This window comes from Photobacterium obscurum (genome assembly GCF_026191635.1).
Classification (GTDB): domain Bacteria; phylum Pseudomonadota; class Gammaproteobacteria; order Enterobacterales; family Vibrionaceae; genus Photobacterium; species Photobacterium obscurum.
In genome coordinates this window covers 21,549-40,530 of sequence record NZ_JAKRRW010000001.1, presented here as the reverse complement: position 1 = coordinate 40,530, position 18,982 = coordinate 21,549, and the positions used below count along the sequence as shown (strand labels likewise).

The following is an 18,982-nucleotide window of genomic DNA, read 5'->3' as shown; positions in this document are numbered from 1 at the left end:
GGCGATAGCCGAGACCACTGTACGATTAAATGTTATGCCGTTGCTTGTGATGAGGGATGCGTTGTGCAGATGCTCCAAACTGTCTACTGTGATATCAGGCTCTTTGAATACGCTAAATACCATCAATAGTATAAATTCTACGATACCTGCCATAACCAGTCCTGTAACTCAAAGCGCTAATTCGAATTAATAAGCCTAATTTTAATAGCTAAGATTATCAAGGTATTGCGACATTGTGTTATCTTGTATCGAGGTGAGACGCAATTATCCGCGCGAGCGTTTTCAGGCCCTTTGTCCACGAGTCGTTTATTTCGAAAGTCGCGAAGCTTATTCGAATACAGTGGTTATGCTGACTTTGGGTGCTGAACATATTTCCTGGGAGTATAGTGATGTCATGTTGGAGTGCATCGCGATAAATAGCGTTACTGTCGGCTGTTTCGGGCAATGTCAGCCAGCATAAAAAACCACCTTCCGGCTGAGAAAGGTGATATTGATTTTTTAGCTGTGGGTAGTGATCAAGTTCCATGGTGAAGGTTTGATAGAAAAGACGGTGTTTCTTGGAATAACTTTTTCGAATTTTGCTCAAGTGCTGGCGGTATTTACCTGTCGTCAAAAATTGCCCCACGGCAGACTGCATCAAGTTCAAACTGCCCATATTATCGGTCATCAGCCGCTTTTCAATTTGGTGCTGATACTGCCCGGCAATCACCCAACCAATTCGAAGTCGTGAATCTAGTGTCTTCGACAGTGAGTTGCAATAAATAACTCTGTTTTCACTATCGAGTGCCTTAAGCGGCGACGGTCTGTGACCATAAGCCAACCTACCGAAGACATCATCTTCGATAATGGGGATGCCGTGGGTGATATCTAAAAAATGCAGCCGATCGGGCTGGCTCATTAGATAGCCCGTCGGATTGTTAAAACTAGGATTGATAATAATAGCCGCCACATCCCAGCGCTCTAATGCTTGTTCCAGGGCTTTAAGGTCGATACCAGTGGTAACGCTGGCTGGGATCTCGACGACTTTCAGTCCCAGTGACTCAAGCAGCAACAAATTGCCAAAATAACTGGGTGATTCAACCAGCACTATATCACCAGGCTGGGTGATTGCTTGCAGGCTAAGACTAATGGCTTGTTGTGCGCCATGAGTAATTAAGATTTCTTTGGCAGAAGTCGTTATACCTAAATCTTGAGTAAGAAATACGATTTGTCTGATTAACTCTTCGTTACCCGGCGGTAGCTGGTAGTGGCTTGGTATATTTGTCTGGTAGCGACTATGACGGCCTATTTCAGCATAGAGGGAGCGAATCGCGGGAAAGTCAGTATCAGGGTGGGCAGAGCCTGCTGCCAACACATGACGGGAAAGAGGAAGGCTCATGATTTCTTTACTTAGCGACATCAAGTCGACATAGCCGGGTTCACTGATGGTTGCGATACTCGGGCTTGCTCGTCTGGCGACCACGTAACCTGAACGCGGGTGTGCTTCTATCAGCTGGCTGGCCTCGAGCTGTTGATAGGCGCGGATGACAGTATTTTTACTGATTGCCAGCTGGGTACTTAATTCCCGAATGGAGGGGAGCTTATCACCGGGTTGGTAGCTTTGCCTATCGATTCGCTCGTTGATAAGTTTGACAACCAGTTGGTATTTTTTTGACACGCTACGTCTCCTAGGTTTGGAATCTGTACCCTAAAAAATGATCAAATCTGTCTCTATTAACTTTTCTGTACCTCATTAAAGTAATGTCTAACAAATAAAAAGGAAAGGAAATAGTGATGGCTGCTCGTATGATACCGTTTATCTTTGTCGTTCTCTGGAGCTCGGGCTTTATCGGTGCTCGGTTCGGGCTCCCTTATGCCGAACCGGCCACTTTTCTTCTGATCCGAATGGTCGCCAATGTTGCGCTATTCATATTGCTGATGTTTATTTTACGTGCCCAGCTGCCACGAGGAAGGGCGTTGTTTCATTCGATGATGTCGGGCTTGTTAATCCATGGTTTCTACCTTGGCGGTACCTATGAAGCGATTTCGCTCGGGATGCCGGCAGGTTTATGCTCGTTGTTGGTTGGGTTGCAGCCCATTTTAACGGCAGTAATCATGGTTATAGCGTGGAATGAACGGATGCGGTTTTCTCAGTGGTTCGGCTTGCTTATCGGCTTTATCGGTATTGGATTGGTCTTGCAAGGAAACATGGAGTGGCAGCAAGAGGGCAGCCGTCAGGCGGCCTATGTATTCACATTATGTGCTTTGCTGGGGATCACCTTGGGTACCCTTTATCAGAAGAAGTTCTGCCAGGGGATTGATACGGTTGGTGGGGCAGTGTGGCAATACACTACCGCAGCACTGCTGTTTCTGCCTGTTGCGCTGATGACAGAAACAATGACGGTGAACTGGACGCCAGAGTTTATCTTTGCCTTGGTATGGTTGGTTCTGGTGTTGTCGGGTATCGCAATACTATTGCTTCTATATATGGTCAAAAATGGTGAGTCATCGAAAGTGGCATCTACTTTCTATCTGGTGCCACCGATGACAGCTTTTCAGGCTTGGTTCGTGTTTGGCGAGTCATTTGATGGTTATGGAGCCATCGGATTCTTGCTAGCGGCAGTGGCTGTTTATTTAGTGACACGTAAGCCAAAACTATTGTCCAAAGCAGAACCTGCGGTGATACGAATACAAAGTTAGTTGTCGTTTTTTATCTTCTAATTGTTAAGGCGATCAGAATCAAAACTCTGGCCAACCTCGGCCTTATGGGACTGTTTGTTATAGATGCAAATCATCGAGGATTGGGGAGCTCGCAGTCCAGAGCTGCTGCGTAGTTTTCCTTTGGCGAAGGCGATTCCATAAGAATCTGAGCCATATGGATCGACATGAATCTGGTAACGGGAAAACTCGCGGTCAAACAAAATACTACACTGTGTTTTTAGCTCGTCTTCAAATTGTTGCCAGGCATCAGGTGTCGAGGCGAATGTTTGGGAGGCTGAAAATATCGCAAGTAATAGCTGGGGACGGAATATGGCTTTCATGTTACCTTCCTTGTTATTTCGTATTTTGTCTGAGTACCACATGACTCACTCGCTCTGCAAATCAAAGGTATAGGACGTTATTTTTAGTTGATGAAGACAAGTACTGTATTGTAATAATATGCTTGAACCTCTATCAAGGTGGTGGGTAAATAAGCACTTGGAGTGTTAAGGTATTTACACCTTTATTTTGTAGGTGTATTATTCGCGGCACTTACGGAGAGATGGCTGAGTGGTTGAAAGCACCGGTCTTGAAAACCGGCATACGTTTGTAGCGTATCTAGGGTTCAAATCCCTATCTCTCCGCCATATTCGAAGCCCTAGCAGAAATGCTAGGGCTTTTTTGTATTGGTCTAGGGCTCAAACCCGCAATATCTTCTAAACCCTCGAAGCACTCCGTAATATTCAAAACTCCCAGGCTGAGCCTCTCGGAAGAGATGCAGCTTTATCATATGTGAATTTAACGGCGCTTGGGTCAATCTTATAAATGAAGCAATGTAATTTATTAGTTGTACGGTTTTGTCTGCTTTTCTTAACATTGATAAAACGGTTTTCCTAAAATGACAAATAATTACATAGTCTTTAATTTCTGCATGGGGATGGGAAAATGCAAAGTAACAGACGTACGGTTCTGCTAGCAGAGAAGAATATTCGTAGTGATGTTTTTTGCCATTTTCTATCAAGTAATACTGGTTTAAATATCAACCATGTATCGACTGATAATGATTGGCAGCAGGCACTTAGTGACTGGCCGGGGCAGCTCAATGGTGATGACCTTTTGCTTTTTATTGACCTTATTAGTCGATCGCAAATTTCTCTTGAGCGTATTTTCGATGATGCTGAGAGGCGCTTTCGTCATTGGGATGTCGTGTTACTCAACGCTCCTAGAAATGTAGATAAAGAACTTATATTACAATGGCCTAATTGCTGTGGAATATTACATAGCGAGGTGAGTAAAGTTGAGTTAATGAAGGGGGTAAAAAAGATCATAGCGGGTGAGTATTGGTTACCGAGGATGATCATGTCGGAGTTGCTTGAATACTACCGTGAAGGTTGTGGAAGGCAGAATAAACGAAATTGCTTGATAACAGCTTCTTTAACAAGCCGTGAGGAAGATATTCTAAAGCTTCTAGCAACAGGTATTAGTAATGCCGAAATGGCAGAGACTCTATTTATTAGTGAAAGTACGATTAAATCCCACCTTTATAAAATGTTCAAAAAAATTGATGTTAAAAACCGTATTCAGGCTCGTTCTTGGGCAAGGGAAAACCTCAATCCTGATAGGCTGGCTTGAGCTAATGTAAAGGTTCAAGTGTTGGTGCTTGTCATTATATTATGGCAGCTTGTTTTATTTTAATATTGTGGTTTTGATTCTCTTCTAGATGCCTGCTTTTGTTATTCTCCTTTCTCTATAGCCATCCTACCTATAAATAGGTGGTTACACATTGGTAATAAAGCGTTCTTTATATTAGTTCTATATTATATGTGGTAAGCGAATAATTTATAAATGCTACCGCCTTGATAAGCTTAGCTTAGCTTAGCTTAGCTTTGTTTTGTTTTGTATTGGCTGGAATATAAGTAAGCTAGTGTGTTTGAAATTGAGAAAATATCCACAAAACGGTATCAAATATAATGCCTAAGACAAGTTCTAATGATTAATAAATATCTGCTTATCTATTTCATACTTTTTTGGCACTTTTGTTTTCTATTCGCTTGCTAATATTAATTGCGTAAAGGTTAATACGGATGACGCGCTATGCAAACCCGACACATTGATAGAACCTTGTTAGGAATGCTAGTAGTGAGCAGTCTGCTTTTTGTTCACGATGCTAATGCCAGTGATAGTGTAAAAATTGATCTTAAAGGCTATATAAAAAAGAGCTGCAGCATCATAGATATATCTGGAGACTTGGACTTATCAAACACAAACAACAAGACAATTGGATTTGACTTGTATTGTAATACACCGTTTGATATTTCAGTTTCCTCTCATTATGGAGGTCTAAAAAACGGCAGAGATATCGCCAAGTATAAACTGTCGCTCAATATTCCAGAGTTTGGTGTAAATATGCGTGGTGATAGTAACCAGATTAGAAATAGTCAGTTATTCCGAACGATAAAAAAAATACCCTTTGAAACGCATGGGCAGCTCAGTATTCAGTTGGTAGACAAGTTGCTCTATTCAGGGGACTACGAAGAGAGGTTGGTGATTGAACTTTTCCCAACTTTAATTTTGTAGAATGAAACGGCTTTATAAGTTGACCTATTACAGGGCAATACATAACTAAGCAAATAAGAGCTATTAATTATTTAATTTTAACACGGAGTTTATCATGAAAAAGCTTGTGCTAACATCAGCAGCAATGCTATTTACTTCACTTATGGCTACGCCTGTTTACGCGGGGGAAATGTCTCAGGGCCAAGGGTGTAAGAATGGTAAGGATTCATATTGTGATCTCAAAATTAAAGCTCATGTGAAGAAGCAATGTAATTGTTATTTTAGCAAGAAAAATGTTGACTTGGGTTATCTGAATTATGATAAGCACAGCTATGGTGACACTAAGCTTTATGTGAAATGTAACTCTAAAAAAGCGTATGTTACCGCACATTCACAAAACTACGGCCTGAAAGGAGCAAAAGGTTACGGTTCTCCAATTCACTGGGATCTGATGGTTGGAGATTATAAGGTCTATTCAAGTTATAGTAAAGAATATGCAGATATTAGTAAATATGTTAAGGATGGATATATTCCGCTTAAAGTTAAATCTCACAAGTATGACTTTTACAAAGTATATCCAGGCCACAAATCAGACCGTTTAATTGTTAAAGTTTCACCAATCGTTTATTATTAATCTTTGAATGTGGGGGGCTTAGCCTCCCATAATTTCGGGGGCTTATCATGTTTAAGTATTTCTATATTTTCCTGCTTCTGGCTCTTTCTGGGCATTGTTATGCTTTTCAGATTAGCCCATTAACAACAGATATTGATGCCTTTGGGCGTTCCGCTCAGCAAAAGTACGAATTAGCTAATAATTTCGACTATCCAATTAAAATTGAGATAACAGCCTCTTTCTTAAAAAGTAACCTTTCGGTGATGAGTGAGTCATCTGCTGAAGAAGATTTCATTATTATTCCAGATGTGGTGTCTATTGAGCCTGGTCAAAAGCAAGCTGTCATGGTGCGCTATCTTGGTGAACCAGATATATCATCCTCCAAGACATATCTGCTAAATTTTAACCAGGTCGATACCGTCAACGCTAACAAAAATGATGAAAGCAGTGTGATCCAATATGTTGTGAACTATGAAGCCGTACTTAATGTGTTACCTCGAAATGCTAAGAGCCAATTACTGGTCACGTCTATAAAGCCTCTCGGTGAAAAGAAGTGGGAGCTAACCATCGACAACGTTGGTAATAAGTATGAGTGGATTTCAGATACCAAATGGCAGGTTAGCTCCAAGGGTAAAAAAGAGACCCTATTAGGTGAGGATGTTGTGGAAAATATTAATCAAAATTTCTTTTTGCCTTTTTCGACAACGAAAGCTATTTTTACAGATATCACATCATTGGGCTTAAATGAAAAAATTGAAATAGAAATAAATGGAAATAATTAAATAAGCCATGGGGGGCGGGATGAAGAAAGTGGTTAATATTTTTATTATCTTTTTCTTTGCAATTCTATCCATAAACGGCTACGCATTGGAAATCGGCCCCCTGGTTCATGAGATAACTACTGAAAGTAAAAGTAATCGTACCAAGATAACTCTCAGAAACAACTCTTCGTCATATCAGCTTATTGATGCAAGCGTTAGTAGGCTTGTCTTTGAAGGCGCAGATTACGACTTTAACCCTGCCACCGGTAACGATTTGCTGGTTTTCCCTCCTGCTTTCAAGCTTGAACCTGGTGACAGCCAGAGCGTAATGGTTATTTGGGGCGGTGCAGCACAATTATCTGAGTCTCTTAGCTACAGTATAAAGTTTTCGGCCATTAATGAGATTGATCCTTCAAAGAAAGGGGCTATTGGAATAGAAATACATTACAACGTGATTGTTCACGTTTCGTCAAGCTTGCAGGCAGCTGATATTGCCCAGGTTCCAATACGGGGTAGTAAAGCTGCAGACGGTCTGCTTTTTGCGGTTGAAAACCGAGGCAGTAAATACAGCAAGTTGAGCAATTTCGACTTGTTGCTGAAAAATTCGCGCACCAACCAAGATCATCATATTCCCTCCCAGACAGTTATTTCTGAAGGGTTTGATATTTTCATTCCGGCCAATCAGACTGTAGATATCACCATCCCATATTCCAGCCTGCCAACGTTGGATATCGATCAGATCATACTCGTTGAGAAGGTATATGAGTAATGCAGATACCTCTGACATGGATGTCGGTTTTTATTGTGATTCAATTTGCTACAGTATCTTCCTCTATCCAGGCTGGAACAGATATTAATACGCCGCAGACCATTTCATTTTCTAGCTTGCTGACTTTCTTTGGCCAGCCTACACGTGAAGTGCTTGTGAAGGTGACCCCACAACAAAAGTTATTTTTTAAGTATGATACGATCCAGCCTTTTTTTGCCCGACGGCTAGATAAGGCGTTAGTTGCAAAGTTTGAAGCTCAAGTCGTTAATGGTTATTTAGATAGCGAAGTATTGTCGCCTTATAATATTAATGCCCACTTAAGTGCACAGACATTCGAAACTAATATTGAGATCCCAACCGAGTTACTCGTCGATAGTGGTTTGTATTTATTTGAAGAATCGGCTCTAAGTGCGAGTTATAGGAAGGTTAGCTCCTATAGCGGTTACATTAATGCTTTTCTCGATGTCTCACATGATGACGATGGGGAAAGTGATCTTGAGTGGTTTTCTAGTAATACCTTCGAAGCCGGGCTGCGATATAACAAGCTTAATTTCACGACAGATTTTGCTATAGATTATGATTCTACGCAGACTGACTTGTATCGGCTAGAGTCCCAGTTTACCTATGATTTCCCGGCGCAGGGCACAAGGGTAACATTCGGTGATCATTCCTTTCAGTCATTTGGTTTTCAGGGCGGTGTCGGGCTATTAGGGGTAAATATTAACCGTAATTTTGACATCATTCCCACTAAAAATGTTCGTCCACTGACTAGTCAGCAATTTGTCCTAAACCGGACTTCGACCGTCGAGTTGTATATCGACGGAATATTAATACGACGCTTGCGGCTTACTCCCGGGGCTTATGACGTGCGGGATATTCCGTTGACTACGGGGGTGAACTATATCGAGTTGGTGATTATAGACCCATCAGGCCGCCGGGAAGTGATCTCCTTTAATATTGCTACGGGGGTAAACTTGCTTGCCGCCGGCGAATCGGAGTATTCGGTATCCCTCGGCCTTGATAGTGAGGTCATTGATAACGAGCTGGAGTACGATAATGATAATTATGTTATTTCTGCTGGTTTTGATTATGGGGTAACGGAAAGCTTTACCCTAGGGGCAAATACCCAAGCCAAGCCGGATATCTATCAGGTAGGGGGAACTGCCGGATTTGCTTCAATTTTAGGCTTGTTTGGTATTGAGGCTGCCTACAGCGAATACCAGACCGTCGAATCAGGTTATGCGGCAAGGTTTAACTACGACGCTTTTTTGCCTTCGGTTGACCACAGTTTTAATGCTCAGTATGAGTATCTGTCGGACAAGTTTATTTCAATAGCAGACATAGATATCGATGAGCTCATTGCCACAGAAGAAAGGGTGGAGCATCGTTTTGATGCCTTTTATAGTTATCGATTTAATAATAGCTGGTCATTGGGGCTGTCAGGTAATGTTCGTCGGCTGTATAACGATAATCTGAATTATGCCCTAACCACTTCACTGGCAGGTCCGTGGCTGAATTCAAGGGCTAACTGGAGTATCCGGGCCACGTATGACGATGATGATATTGAAGACAATGATGAGTACCGTTTCTTTTTGTCTACCAGTATTCCGATTGAGTGGCTACTGAACAATAGTCACCATATGAGTACCAGTTATGAGTCTGACAGGAATCTCTACCAGACCCGTTATAGCTATAACAATAGAGCTGGTACAGTCGGTGGGGTTGGGGTTTTTGCCTTGGTTGAAACCAGTGAATCTAATAACCTTGATGGTAATATTTCGGTGGATTATACCGGCAACAGGTATCTACTGACCTTTGAACACGACAGTCTTTTAGATAATGACGATTCCTATGGTTATAGTAATCGGTTGGGGCTGCAAACCGCTCTGGCATTCAGTGGGAGCCAGGTTGCGTTAGGAAGGCCAATAAATGACGCTTTTGCGATTATCACCCCCCACAGTTCTTTAGAAGAGAGTTCGGTTATTATTAACCCTGAAAGCGATGATAGTTATGCGATAAAGTCGGATGGCTGGGGGCCGTTGATGTTTCCTGATATTGTCTCGTATGTCCCTCAGCGGATTGAGTTCGACGTCGAAAACCTTCCTATCGGCTATGATCTGGGTGAGGGGGGCTTTGCTATTAACCCTCTACACCGCAGCGCTTACGCGTTAACTATCGGTTCAGATGCGAACATTACTGCCATGGGTTATATTTTTGATGTGGAGGGCACGGCAATTTCCTTGACTGAGGGAACGGCGACGCATTCCGAAGATAGTGATTTTGCACCTATTGCGTTTTTCACCAACAGCAAAGGTCGGTTTGCGATCACGGGGCTCAAGCCCGGTACTTATCAGATCAGGCTGCACAGTACCAAACCGGTTATCTTTACCATCACAATACCGGATGATATGGGCAATATTATCAGGGTAGGCAAGATAAAGGCAGAAAGAAGATGATAAAACATGCAGTTATAGTGCTTGGGGTAATGGTGTCAGGAATGAATGTGGCTGCCAGTGAGTGTAATTTATCCTTGCAGAATATCCGCTTAGAGAACACAGCAAAGAAAGCCCAATATGACATTTTTGATACGGGTAGTTTTGCACTTATTCAAAATCACCTGATTGATATTAAAAACAACAGCAGTGAGCAGTCTTGTAATACGGTTTTGCTGATCCAACCTCGAAGAAATTATTACCAGTCTCAGAAAGGTTTGCAAAAGCTGGATTACCAAATTCTGGCTGGAAATAATAGTTCTTCGATTTATGAGAATGGTTTGGCGATCGCAATCAATAACCTTTTGCCAACTGAAAAGAGAACTATTGGTTATCAGCTGAAGTTCCGCTCTGGGCAGTACGTGACGCATGGTGATTACATTAATTCATTTAACTACGCCGCTGTTAAGGCTCCGATAAACCGTGCTGTAGTGTATGAGAAAATTGACCATGACTTTGCTGTCAATGTCGATAAAGTGGCGAAAATCAGCCTGTGGGGCACTAATAACACCCGCCACTATACGGTTGACTTTAAAGAGATGACCTCAGGCGAGAGTTATCGCGCAAAACCCCAGCTTTTGGTACAAAGTACAACAGACTACTCGCTGAAATTTGAGTCTGAAAACCGGGGGCACCTGCGCCATACTAGTGGCGATTCCAGGTGGGATGTCGATTATGATTTTTGGGTTAATAAGCAGTTGATCAACCTCAGTGCTGGTGAGCGGACGCTTAATTATAATCAACCCGATAGTGCGGTGGGTACCCGTTATTCTATGTTGTTCAGGCTGGGTAGTGTACGGTCAAAGCCTGCGGGCGGGTATGCTGACTCAATAACAATTACAGTTACTCCTTCTTTATTGCACTAGTACCTTATCACATAAGTTTTGACCAGTTCAGAGTTCCATCAGCGAGGTGAGTATAAGGCACATTGTTGAAGGAATACGTTTGTCTTTCAAAACAATGTAACGCCATAATCGCCTTGCTGGGGAACTCCCTACGGGCGGGGATAAAATGGCTTTCTACGGCGTTAGATGCTTTTGACGTAGAGCCACTATGCCCTCAAGCATCTGTCTTGTATAAAGCCATTTTATCATCCGCTGAACTCATCAAAATTTATGTGACAAGGTACTAGGGTATGTCCCTCAATTATGTGGCGCCCATCGCTGCTGCTACTTGCAAGCAGAATAACTTGAAAATTGCGCGACTTGGTGTGCTAAATAAGTGATTTTTACATCTAAGCTTCCCTGTAACTGTCATTACATTGATGTATTTCTTTCAAGTATTTATTTATGCCTATGAGCTATATCTGACAGCTTTATTTACCCTCTATAATCCCTCACCGAATATTCACGCCTCGATGCCTAACCTGGCGTCTGGTCTGTCCAGTGTTGTTGTTATTGATGCTTTGTAATCAAGCTGTTAGCTTTTGGGATTGTTCCCATAAGCTAGGTGAAATAATGAAAAATAAAGCATTGGTATTGGTTATTTTTGGCCTTTCTGCTGCTGCGACTTCATCAGTTTCGGCAAGTGAGGTTGTCGAAAGTATTATTGTTGATGATGTCAGTTTGAATGGGTACTCAAAGAAGAGTTACGAGGTTGTCCTGCAAAGCGAGCCAGAACTCTTCCCTTATGCATTTCGTGGTAGCCGGGTGCAAATGAAGTTGCTTATCGAGCTCTTTCAAAATTCAAATAATGGAAAGAAGGCAGCACGAGTTGTAACTCTCGGTAGCGGTTATATACCAGGAAAATCTGGCGTAGAGCAGACATATGATGCTCCGCTGCTAGCCCGATTTACCCAAACATACCCTGTAACTTTTGACTATAGTATTTATCAAGCTGGTGGTACGTCGATATTCGGTGATGATTACTCCCCGCAAAATGAAACGAATGATATCTCGGTTTCGACCACTACGGTTGCACCATCTATTGGCTTGACGGCAACAGCAACCCCAGGCGCTCAGCCAAGTTTTTCCGGTACACTGGGTAGCCAGTTAGGGGTAAGCTATACCTCTCGTTATTCCAGCAAAGATTATGTTACAGCTGTTACTCCCTATGTGGGGGCTGGTCGTGGTACCGGTGTAAAATGGAAAACGTCACTGAACCAAATTTATACCAATGATTATCAGTATTACGGTAAGTGGGCTGGGGTGTATCACTATACTGACTGTTACAATGAAAACTTACTGCCTGAAGAAAACCTACCTCGCCTGATTTATGGATTTAAACCGAAATTCCAGTATGTGTTTACGCCAGAGTTTGAAACGGGTACTGAAGCGAAAACTGAAATGATAGTCAGGGCTGGAATGAAACAGGTAGAGGAGGGGTTTAGCCGCAGCGCTTGTACCTGGTCTGATTATGGTACGAAAACACATTATACAGAAGCACAGGTTCGATTTACTATCGACTGGAATAAGTTGGCTGTAAGTCAATATTAAAAGGTTATACCCAAGCATCTTACGTCACTTGGATATATCGCTTATTTGGATAAGCGTTAAAAAAATCGGTTAAGAAAATAGCGGCCTTGTTCAGTTTGTTTGAGTAACATAAGGCCGCATTTTATTATCTATTTGTGACGACGAATCGCAGTAATGAACGTCGAACCACCAATCATCACCATCATCGATAGCATTACAATTACCACGCCGAAACCTACGTGTGACCAAGGCTCGATATGGCCCTGTACGCGGTTAACCAACAATACCATCACCGGGATCAGGTAGGTATAGGCAGAAACCTGTTCTGGAGCAAGAGAAACACTCCCCTGCTGGAATAGAAAGAAACTCAGTGCCGTGGCAAAGACGGCTAAATAGCCAATACCCAACCAAATATTGAATGAAATATCAGACCATGCGGCCGAGAGCAGTTGCGGCGCGGCGCCAAGTGTCAGTAGCCCTGTCGCACATACCAACGTCCAGCAGGTCATATGGGTAATGGACTCTCCGCGATAGAATTTCTTCACGACAATCGGGTTTAACGCCATCGCGAAACAACCCAGCAGATAGATTTTATTGGAGGTAGTCAGGGCAATAGATGCTGCAGAAGAAAGATCACCGCGAAAAATAATCAGTCCCGCCCCCAACATACCGCCAAGCAGGGCAACAATAACGGTCAGCGGAGTACGGCGTCTGAAAATAACAGCCGCCAAAACCGCACTCATGAGTGGGACGGTGGTGTACAGGGCGCTGGTATCTAATGCGCTGGTGTCCTGCAGCGCAATAAACATGGTAACGAAATAGGTCAGTGCCGGTAGGCAGATCAAGGTGTAGCGGCCCAGATCTCTTGCACTTGGAATGCGAAACTGTTTTTGGCCGATTAATAATCCGATAAACAACAAACTCGCTAGTAAATAGCGGATCCAGGTAACAACCAGTGGGTTCAGCTGCGCTGTAATATAACTGCCAATAGGGAAAGATAGGCTGATTAGAGCTGTGAAGGTAAACATCTTCAGGTGCGCAGTGTGGCTGGTTGTTTTTGTCATAGGCCGGATACTCAGAGAAAAAAGTGATAGGGATCAAATTGGGGGCTATTTAATCAATACTTGACCTGGTGGTCAACTATTTTGTGAGTATTGTCACGTTCGGTAAATTGATGCAGTTCAGCTTTGGTTAATTGTAAGGTGTTCGATTGTTTGTCAGATTAGTAGAGGTTGACTGATATAAAGCTAAGGGGTTCTGATATGATGAAGAAATCAAAAGCCGGATTCTTTGCGGTTCTAGCAATCGGTTTGGTTATGATTTTTGCAATGGTCGATCATGAGCCGGTTCAGGCGAGTGAAACATCAGCGGCTATCAATCACTATCTTGTCGAACAACAGGCCAACTTGAACGAGTTATATCAGGTACGAAAACAATTGGTTGAGTTGGGTGAAGAAGACTCTGATTTATACCTTGCCGTACTCAATGCGATTGATACCAGCCAGCAGCTAGTGGATGAAGCGGTATATTGGCAGAGCGCTGAACTACAACCTGCTTCCGAACAGAAACTATAATAAAGATCTGCATGGTTAGCTGATTGTTATTAATAAATTTGCGTGTAATAAAGGCCAGCGCTGTGCTGGCCTATAACCGAGACCTTAGCGGTAAATTAACTTATTCTATTTGGCCACATTACCGGCGACATTCATAATGTCCCAGGTGCGGGCAAATGGTGGCGCATAGGCAAAATCCATCATACCTAGTTGTTCGGTGGTCATACCGGCAGTGATTGCGACTGCCATCGCATCGATACGGTGAACAGCGCCTTTACGGCCAACCATCTGGGCTCCAAGGACTCTATTGCTTTCATCATCATAGATCAGCTTCAGGTAGATATCCGACTGACCATCACAGTAATTGGTATGGCACTTGTCTTTGATCACCACGGTTTTGTAGTTGATGGCTGCCGCTTGCGCTTCAGGTTCAGAAATACCGGTACGGCCTGCTTCCAATCCCAGTAGCTTGACGCAGCTTGTTCCTAATGAACCGCATAACAAGGCTTCCGCTGGTATCGGATATCACTTAAGATAGAAAAACCAAATAAAACAATGTGCTGGCTCACTGTCGTAAGGCCATTATATTGAGGCTATTGTGGTGGTAAGTACTTCGTTTGGTTGGCAGGTTTATCAGGGAGACAAGGGTATAAATGTCACGAATAAGAGAGAAAAACCAAGAGCTTATTATTCAGGTTGCTTGCCAGTTGTTTGCCGAGCAAGGGTATGCGGCGACTAAGGTTGCTGATATTGCCAAAGTTGCCGATGTACCTAAGCCCAATATCTATTATTACTTCAAAGCAAAAGATAATTTGTACCGTGCGGTGTTGGAAAGTGTGACGCTGCCGTTATTGGAAGCCTCTAAACCAATAGAGCAACTCGATGACCCATCTGAGGCGCTGAGCGAATACATCAAGGCGAAGCTGCGTATTTCTCGCGATCACCCATACGCCTCCAAAGTGTTTGCCAATGAGGTGATGTCCGGTGCTAAGTACTTGCCTGAAGATATCGCTGAGAAACTGCATGCCCAGTCAACCATGATTATTGCTAAGTTTACCGGCTGGATTGAACGCGGAGCTATGGCGGATATTTCTCCCCAGCATTTGATGTTTACGATTTGGGCTGCAACACAAACCTATGCGGACTTTAGTTGGCAGATTTGTAAGGTGATGGAAAAAGACCAGCTTGATGAGCAGGACTTTGCTGATGCAGCTACATTTTTGACCCAGTTAGTTATCCGTGGTTGTCAGTTAGAACAAGCCTGAGACAGGTTTTGTTTTTAGAAAGTCGGTCCCGAAGTTAGTTCTACTAATAAACGAGTGGACCGGCTTTAGGTTCTAGGTTTAGGATTTTAGATGCTGGGCTTTCTGTGCCAATCGTTTTGCTGCATTGCGGTGGCGATGTAGCAATTGTTCAAGGTCAACCCCGATAACATGGCCGTCGTGAACACGCCATTGGCCGGCTACCATGACGCGGTCTGCCTGATAGGCACCGCATAGGATCAAGGCGGCGAGTGGATCATGGGCACCTGAGAAGCGGATATCATCCAATTTGAACATGGCAATATCAGCCTGCTTGCCAACGGCTAGTACACCGATATCCTGACGCCCCATCACCTTGGCCGAACCGGCAGTCGCCCAGCGTAGGGCGTCGAAATGACTGACGTTAGCAGAGCCATAACGCAGGCGTTGGATGTACAAAGCCATCCTGACCTCATTAATCAAATTCGAGCCATCATTAGAGGCCGAACCGTCAACGCCCAGTCCCACATTGGCACCGGCTGCTTCCAGTTCTTTGTTACGGCAGATCCCGGATGCCAGCATCATATTTGATGATGGACAGTGACAAACTCCGACACCAGCCTGGCCCAGGCGCTTAATTTCTTCATTATTGAAATGAATACCGTGAGCGAGCCAGGTTCGTTGGTTTAGCCAGCCGACATTTTCAAGGTAATCGACAGGACGAAGGCCAAAGCGCTGCAGGCAGAAGTCTTCTTCATCAATGGTCTCGCAGAGGTGAGTATGTACCATGACATTTTCAGTCTTGGCGATCCGAGCGGTTTCCTTCATCAGATCTGTGGTGACAGAGAAGGGCGAACACGGGGCGAGAGCCAGCTGAATCATGGCTCCGTCCTCGCGCTGGTGGTAGTCACGGATCAGGCGCAAACTGTCATCGAGGATAGTTTGCTCGCTCTGAATGGTATGGCGAGGAGGCAAGCCGCCGTTATCTTCACCTAGGCTCATTGATCCACGGGTGAATATGGCGCGAACGCCTAATTTGTTGGCAGCCTGGATCTGCAGATCAATGGCGTGCTCAAGCCCAGTCGGGATCAGATAATGATGATCGGAAGCTGTGGTACAGCCTGACATCATCATCTCGACCAGCGCAACTTCGGTGGCCAGGCTCATCATTTCTTCATCAAGTCCGGCCCAAACCGGGTAGAGAGTTTGAAGCCAGTGGAACAGTTCTTTGTTCAGCGCGTCAGGGTAGGCGCGCGTGAGAGTCTGGTAAAAGTGGTGGTGGGCGTTGATCAATCCTGGCGTCACTACATGCTGGCTTGCATCGACAACAGCATCAATCGGGTGGGTGGGCTCGCCGCTCATACTAATAAGCTCAATAACCTTGTCACCTTGGATGACCACGCCACCTCGGGCATCGTCGTCGGTTCCGGTGTAAGTTGCCAAAGGATTTTTAAGCCAGATAGTTTCCATTCATAGTTATCCTTAGCCATCTCAGCCTTTTCAGGGAAGAGGGTCTTTTTCTCGTATTTTATTAATTAGGAAGGTAAATCGTCATTGTCTACTGCGCTACTGGCAGTACACATAGAGATTATCAACGTACTATGTTTGATGTCTGCGGTGTTGATCAATAAATATCAATACATACCTGTGTAGGGGATCTGGCTAACCATATTTGACTTTTTTCCGTTACCGGACTTAACTGGTCTAATGAGTTAACTTAAAGAGATAAAGCAATGGATAGCACCAATACTTGCAGAATGGCTCGAGCCAATCAGATGCTGAAACAGTTTGGCAAACATAAGGTTAAGTTAATCGATTATTGTACACCGGAGATCTTGGAAATTAGTGACGAGCATTTGATGCTGAAAATACCGCTAAACGAAAAGACCAAAAACCACCTTGAAAGTATGTATTTTGGAGCACTGGCCATAGGAGCTGATGTTGCTGCTGGGCTGTTGGCTATGGATATGGCTAATAACTCAGGGATGGATGTTTCTCTTGCCTTTAAATCTGTACAGGGGGACTTCTATCGTCGGCCTGAAGATGATGTGGTTTTCAGTTGCTACCAAGGAAAAATGATCCGTGAAATGCTAGAGCAGAGTCATCAAACCGGTAAACGAATTAATGAGCCGGTTTCGGTGACTGTCACGTGCCCCTCACTCGATGGTGATGATCCCGTTGCCAGTTTTAGCCTGACATTATCACTTAAGGTGCAAGCTCCATCTATATCTTCTCTCGAGGTGGAGTCCTGACTGCGAACATGGGCGAGGGCATGTTGATGACATTCTACTTATTATTCTGTTGGTATTAGATATTATCGAATAAGCAAGAAAGCGCCGCCATTGTAATTGTAATATGGCGGCGCTTTTTTAGGTCAACTTCGCAGATATTCCAAGGTTGAGAATGAATAATTGCTTTTAGGCAGGTGGATCACTATGCCAGTTTAATGCGTTTTTGGGCTGCTCTTTTCTTGTGAATCATAGCCGCAGCAGTGATCAGTGCAATGATGCCTAACAAGAATGGAAGTAGTTCCATGAACTGGCCGCTGCGTGTAAAAGTGATTGCTAGCATGATTAACCAGCCACTCAGCATTGGGATAACAGTGCGACGCACAATATCAAAAGGAGACAAGCCAGAGATCCCTGCAACCGCAATAATAACGCCGGCAATCGGTGAAATAGTTCGCCCCATCCCCGCTGATAGCTGGATTGGCAGGATCATGTCAGCGACGTTGGTTCCAATCTTCTGTGCGATTTCAGGCACCATAGGAGCAAAGGAGAAGAAGGCAGCGTTTCCTGACCCCATTAATGCCGAGATCGAAAAGGTCAGGATGGCCATGAAGAGAACAATGATACTGGCACTGAAACCTGCGCTGCTGGCCAGATTCAGCAACGCTTCGATAGCTCCAATTGATTTCAGCCCCATCGCAAATGTTTGGCCCGCAATGATAAGAGTAACGACAGTTGCGAATACCTTGCCCATATCATTAAAGACGCCTTGCAACTTTTCAAATACCGGCTTGGCCTGTCTATAGCGAATGTACTCACATACCAGTCCGATAAAGATACTGAGTAAGATTGCCGTATCCATTCCTACTCGAATCGTACCGACCCCCATTTTGCTGAAGGTCAACATGAAAAATAATGGCAGCATTGGTAGCAGTAAGTAATAAAGAGGAGCTTCAGTTTCGGTATCTTTGTTATTACCTTGCAGCTGTACGGCTTGTTCTTCCGCTGGTAGCTTGCTATCAAAATAGCGTTGTACGAAAGCGTGGATAGCCGCAACAACAACAACTAATATGCTGATAACCGGAAGCTGTTCGTTGACAAAAAAGTCAGTGATGTCCATTCCAGCTGTTTGGGCTGCCAATATTGAATTGCCTGAGCCCGGCCCGAACTCAATGGCACAGGTACTGGCAAGTACGGCGGCCACGGCGGCCTTGCTACAGCCTAAGCGGATTAATACTGGATAGAGTGTTGCCATCAGCAACAGTCCTAACCCCGTTGCGCTGGAAATAAATAGCGATAGTACCTGGCCGAGAATAAGGGCAAGTGCTAGCATCAGGTAGGGAGAGTTCAGCTTCATTAATGGCTTGGCTGCCACTTTAACCATTACCTGGCTGGCACCGATGACCGACATAAACATAGCAAAACCGCCGATCAACATAATTTTAAGGCCGAGCCCTCCAGCACGGTTACTGAATGTATCCCGAATATACTCAAAGATATCGAAGCCGAGCCACCCTGTGGATTTATCGACAAATATTGCGTTGTTGGTAAATATCGCAATGACCATCATTGCGATACCGGTTAAAAATAATACGGCTTGCGGATTGTAGTTCTTCAATATAAGGCGACCGGCAAAAATAAGTCCGATCAAAGCAATAAGTAAACTCATTTTATTA

The 18,982-nt window shown here is 43.9% G+C and carries 18 protein-coding genes and 1 tRNA gene; 13 read left to right on the top strand and 6 right to left on the bottom strand.

Features of this window, described 5'->3' with window-relative positions; all coding sequences use genetic code 11:
• Window positions 1-238: 238 nt before the first annotated feature.
• The gene (locus MD588_RS00180) at window positions 239-1,657 is read right to left on the bottom strand and encodes an aminotransferase-like domain-containing protein (protein ID WP_265694740.1); all 1,419 of its coding nucleotides are present in this window, start codon (window positions 1,655-1,657) and stop codon (window positions 239-241) included.
• A 116-nt stretch (window positions 1,658-1,773) separates the two neighbouring features.
• Here MD588_RS00180 and MD588_RS00175 point away from each other — a divergent pair, with 116 nt between their 5' ends.
• Window positions 1,774-2,679, top strand: coding sequence for a DMT family transporter (locus MD588_RS00175; protein ID WP_265694739.1), 906 nt, complete (start codon window positions 1,774-1,776; stop codon window positions 2,677-2,679).
• Window positions 2,680-2,696: 17 nt separating this feature from the next.
• Here the strand turns inward: MD588_RS00175 and MD588_RS00170 are convergent, their stop codons facing one another.
• Window positions 2,697-3,020, bottom strand: coding sequence for a hypothetical protein (locus MD588_RS00170; RefSeq protein ID WP_265694738.1), 324 nt, complete (start codon window positions 3,018-3,020; stop codon window positions 2,697-2,699).
• Window positions 3,021-3,235: 215 nt separating this feature from the next.
• Between MD588_RS00170 and MD588_RS00165 the strand changes: the two genes are divergently transcribed.
• The 9 genes from MD588_RS00165 to MD588_RS00125 all read left to right on the top strand — a co-directional run bounded on the left by MD588_RS00165 (window position 3,236) and on the right by MD588_RS00125 (window position 12,305).
• Window positions 3,236-3,326 (top strand) — tRNA-Ser (locus tag MD588_RS00165).
• A gap of 298 nt (window positions 3,327-3,624) precedes the next feature.
• Window positions 3,625-4,311 carry a LuxR C-terminal-related transcriptional regulator gene (locus MD588_RS00160; RefSeq protein WP_265694737.1) on the top strand — a complete coding sequence of 229 codons (687 nt, stop codon included), beginning with the start codon at window positions 3,625-3,627 and terminating at the stop codon, window positions 4,309-4,311.
• 462 nt (window positions 4,312-4,773) lie between these two features.
• Window positions 4,774-5,256 (top strand): hypothetical protein, encoded by a 483-nt coding sequence (locus MD588_RS00155; protein WP_265694736.1) that lies wholly within the window; start codon window positions 4,774-4,776, stop codon window positions 5,254-5,256.
• Between the two features lie 94 nt (window positions 5,257-5,350).
• Entirely contained in the window at window positions 5,351-5,869 is a 519-nt protein-coding gene (locus MD588_RS00150) for a hypothetical protein (RefSeq protein WP_265694735.1), read from the top strand.
• Between the two features lie 47 nt (window positions 5,870-5,916).
• Window positions 5,917-6,630, top strand: a complete 714-nt coding sequence (locus MD588_RS00145; protein WP_265694734.1) for a fimbria/pilus periplasmic chaperone — start codon at window positions 5,917-5,919, stop codon at window positions 6,628-6,630.
• Window positions 6,631-6,649: 19 nt separating this feature from the next.
• Complete coding sequence (locus tag MD588_RS00140; protein ID WP_265694733.1) at window positions 6,650-7,378, top strand: fimbria/pilus periplasmic chaperone; 729 nt, start codon at window positions 6,650-6,652, stop codon at window positions 7,376-7,378.
• Window positions 7,378-9,834 (top strand): fimbria/pilus outer membrane usher protein, encoded by a 2,457-nt coding sequence (locus MD588_RS00135; protein WP_265694732.1) that lies wholly within the window; start codon window positions 7,378-7,380, stop codon window positions 9,832-9,834. The genes MD588_RS00140 and MD588_RS00135 overlap by 1 nt, the downstream gene beginning before the upstream one ends.
• Window positions 9,831-10,736 carry a hypothetical protein gene (locus MD588_RS00130; RefSeq protein WP_265694731.1) on the top strand — a complete coding sequence of 302 codons (906 nt, stop codon included), beginning with the start codon at window positions 9,831-9,833 and terminating at the stop codon, window positions 10,734-10,736. The genes MD588_RS00135 and MD588_RS00130 overlap by 4 nt, the downstream gene beginning before the upstream one ends.
• Window positions 10,737-11,327: 591 nt before the next feature.
• Window positions 11,328-12,305 (top strand): hemolysin, encoded by a 978-nt coding sequence (locus MD588_RS00125; RefSeq protein WP_265694730.1) that lies wholly within the window; start codon window positions 11,328-11,330, stop codon window positions 12,303-12,305.
• A 128-nt stretch (window positions 12,306-12,433) separates the two neighbouring features.
• Here MD588_RS00125 and MD588_RS00120 read toward each other — a convergent pair whose 3' ends face one another.
• Window positions 12,434-13,348: a DMT family transporter gene (locus MD588_RS00120; RefSeq protein ID WP_265694729.1), complete on the bottom strand. Its 915-nt coding sequence runs from the start codon at window positions 13,346-13,348 to the stop codon at window positions 12,434-12,436.
• A gap of 198 nt (window positions 13,349-13,546) precedes the next feature.
• Here MD588_RS00120 and MD588_RS00115 point away from each other — a divergent pair, with 198 nt between their 5' ends.
• Complete coding sequence (locus MD588_RS00115; protein WP_265694728.1) at window positions 13,547-13,858, top strand: hypothetical protein; 312 nt, start codon at window positions 13,547-13,549, stop codon at window positions 13,856-13,858.
• 105 nt (window positions 13,859-13,963) lie between these two features.
• Here MD588_RS00115 and MD588_RS00110 read toward each other — a convergent pair whose 3' ends face one another.
• Entirely contained in the window at window positions 13,964-14,341 is a 378-nt protein-coding gene (locus MD588_RS00110; RefSeq protein WP_407676530.1) for an NAD(P)/FAD-dependent oxidoreductase, read from the bottom strand.
• 149 nt (window positions 14,342-14,490) lie between these two features.
• On the opposite strand from MD588_RS00110, the gene MD588_RS00105 reads away from it, so the two are divergent.
• A complete protein-coding gene (locus MD588_RS00105; protein WP_265694726.1) occupies window positions 14,491-15,102 on the top strand; it encodes a TetR/AcrR family transcriptional regulator in 612 nt (203 codons plus the stop codon).
• Between the two features lie 78 nt (window positions 15,103-15,180).
• Here MD588_RS00105 and MD588_RS00100 read toward each other — a convergent pair whose 3' ends face one another.
• Window positions 15,181-16,548, bottom strand: a complete 1,368-nt coding sequence (locus tag MD588_RS00100) for an 8-oxoguanine deaminase (protein ID WP_265694725.1) — start codon at window positions 16,546-16,548, stop codon at window positions 15,181-15,183.
• Window positions 16,549-16,811: 263 nt separating this feature from the next.
• On the opposite strand from MD588_RS00100, the gene MD588_RS00095 reads away from it, so the two are divergent.
• Window positions 16,812-17,330: a DUF4442 domain-containing protein gene (locus tag MD588_RS00095; protein ID WP_265694724.1), complete on the top strand. Its 519-nt coding sequence runs from the start codon at window positions 16,812-16,814 to the stop codon at window positions 17,328-17,330.
• A 181-nt stretch (window positions 17,331-17,511) separates the two neighbouring features.
• Here the strand turns inward: MD588_RS00095 and dcuC are convergent, their stop codons facing one another.
• The gene (gene dcuC / locus MD588_RS00090) at window positions 17,512-18,975 is read right to left on the bottom strand and encodes a C4-dicarboxylate transporter DcuC (RefSeq protein ID WP_265694723.1); all 1,464 of its coding nucleotides are present in this window, start codon (window positions 18,973-18,975) and stop codon (window positions 17,512-17,514) included.
• Between the last annotated feature and the right edge of the window lie 7 nt (window positions 18,976-18,982).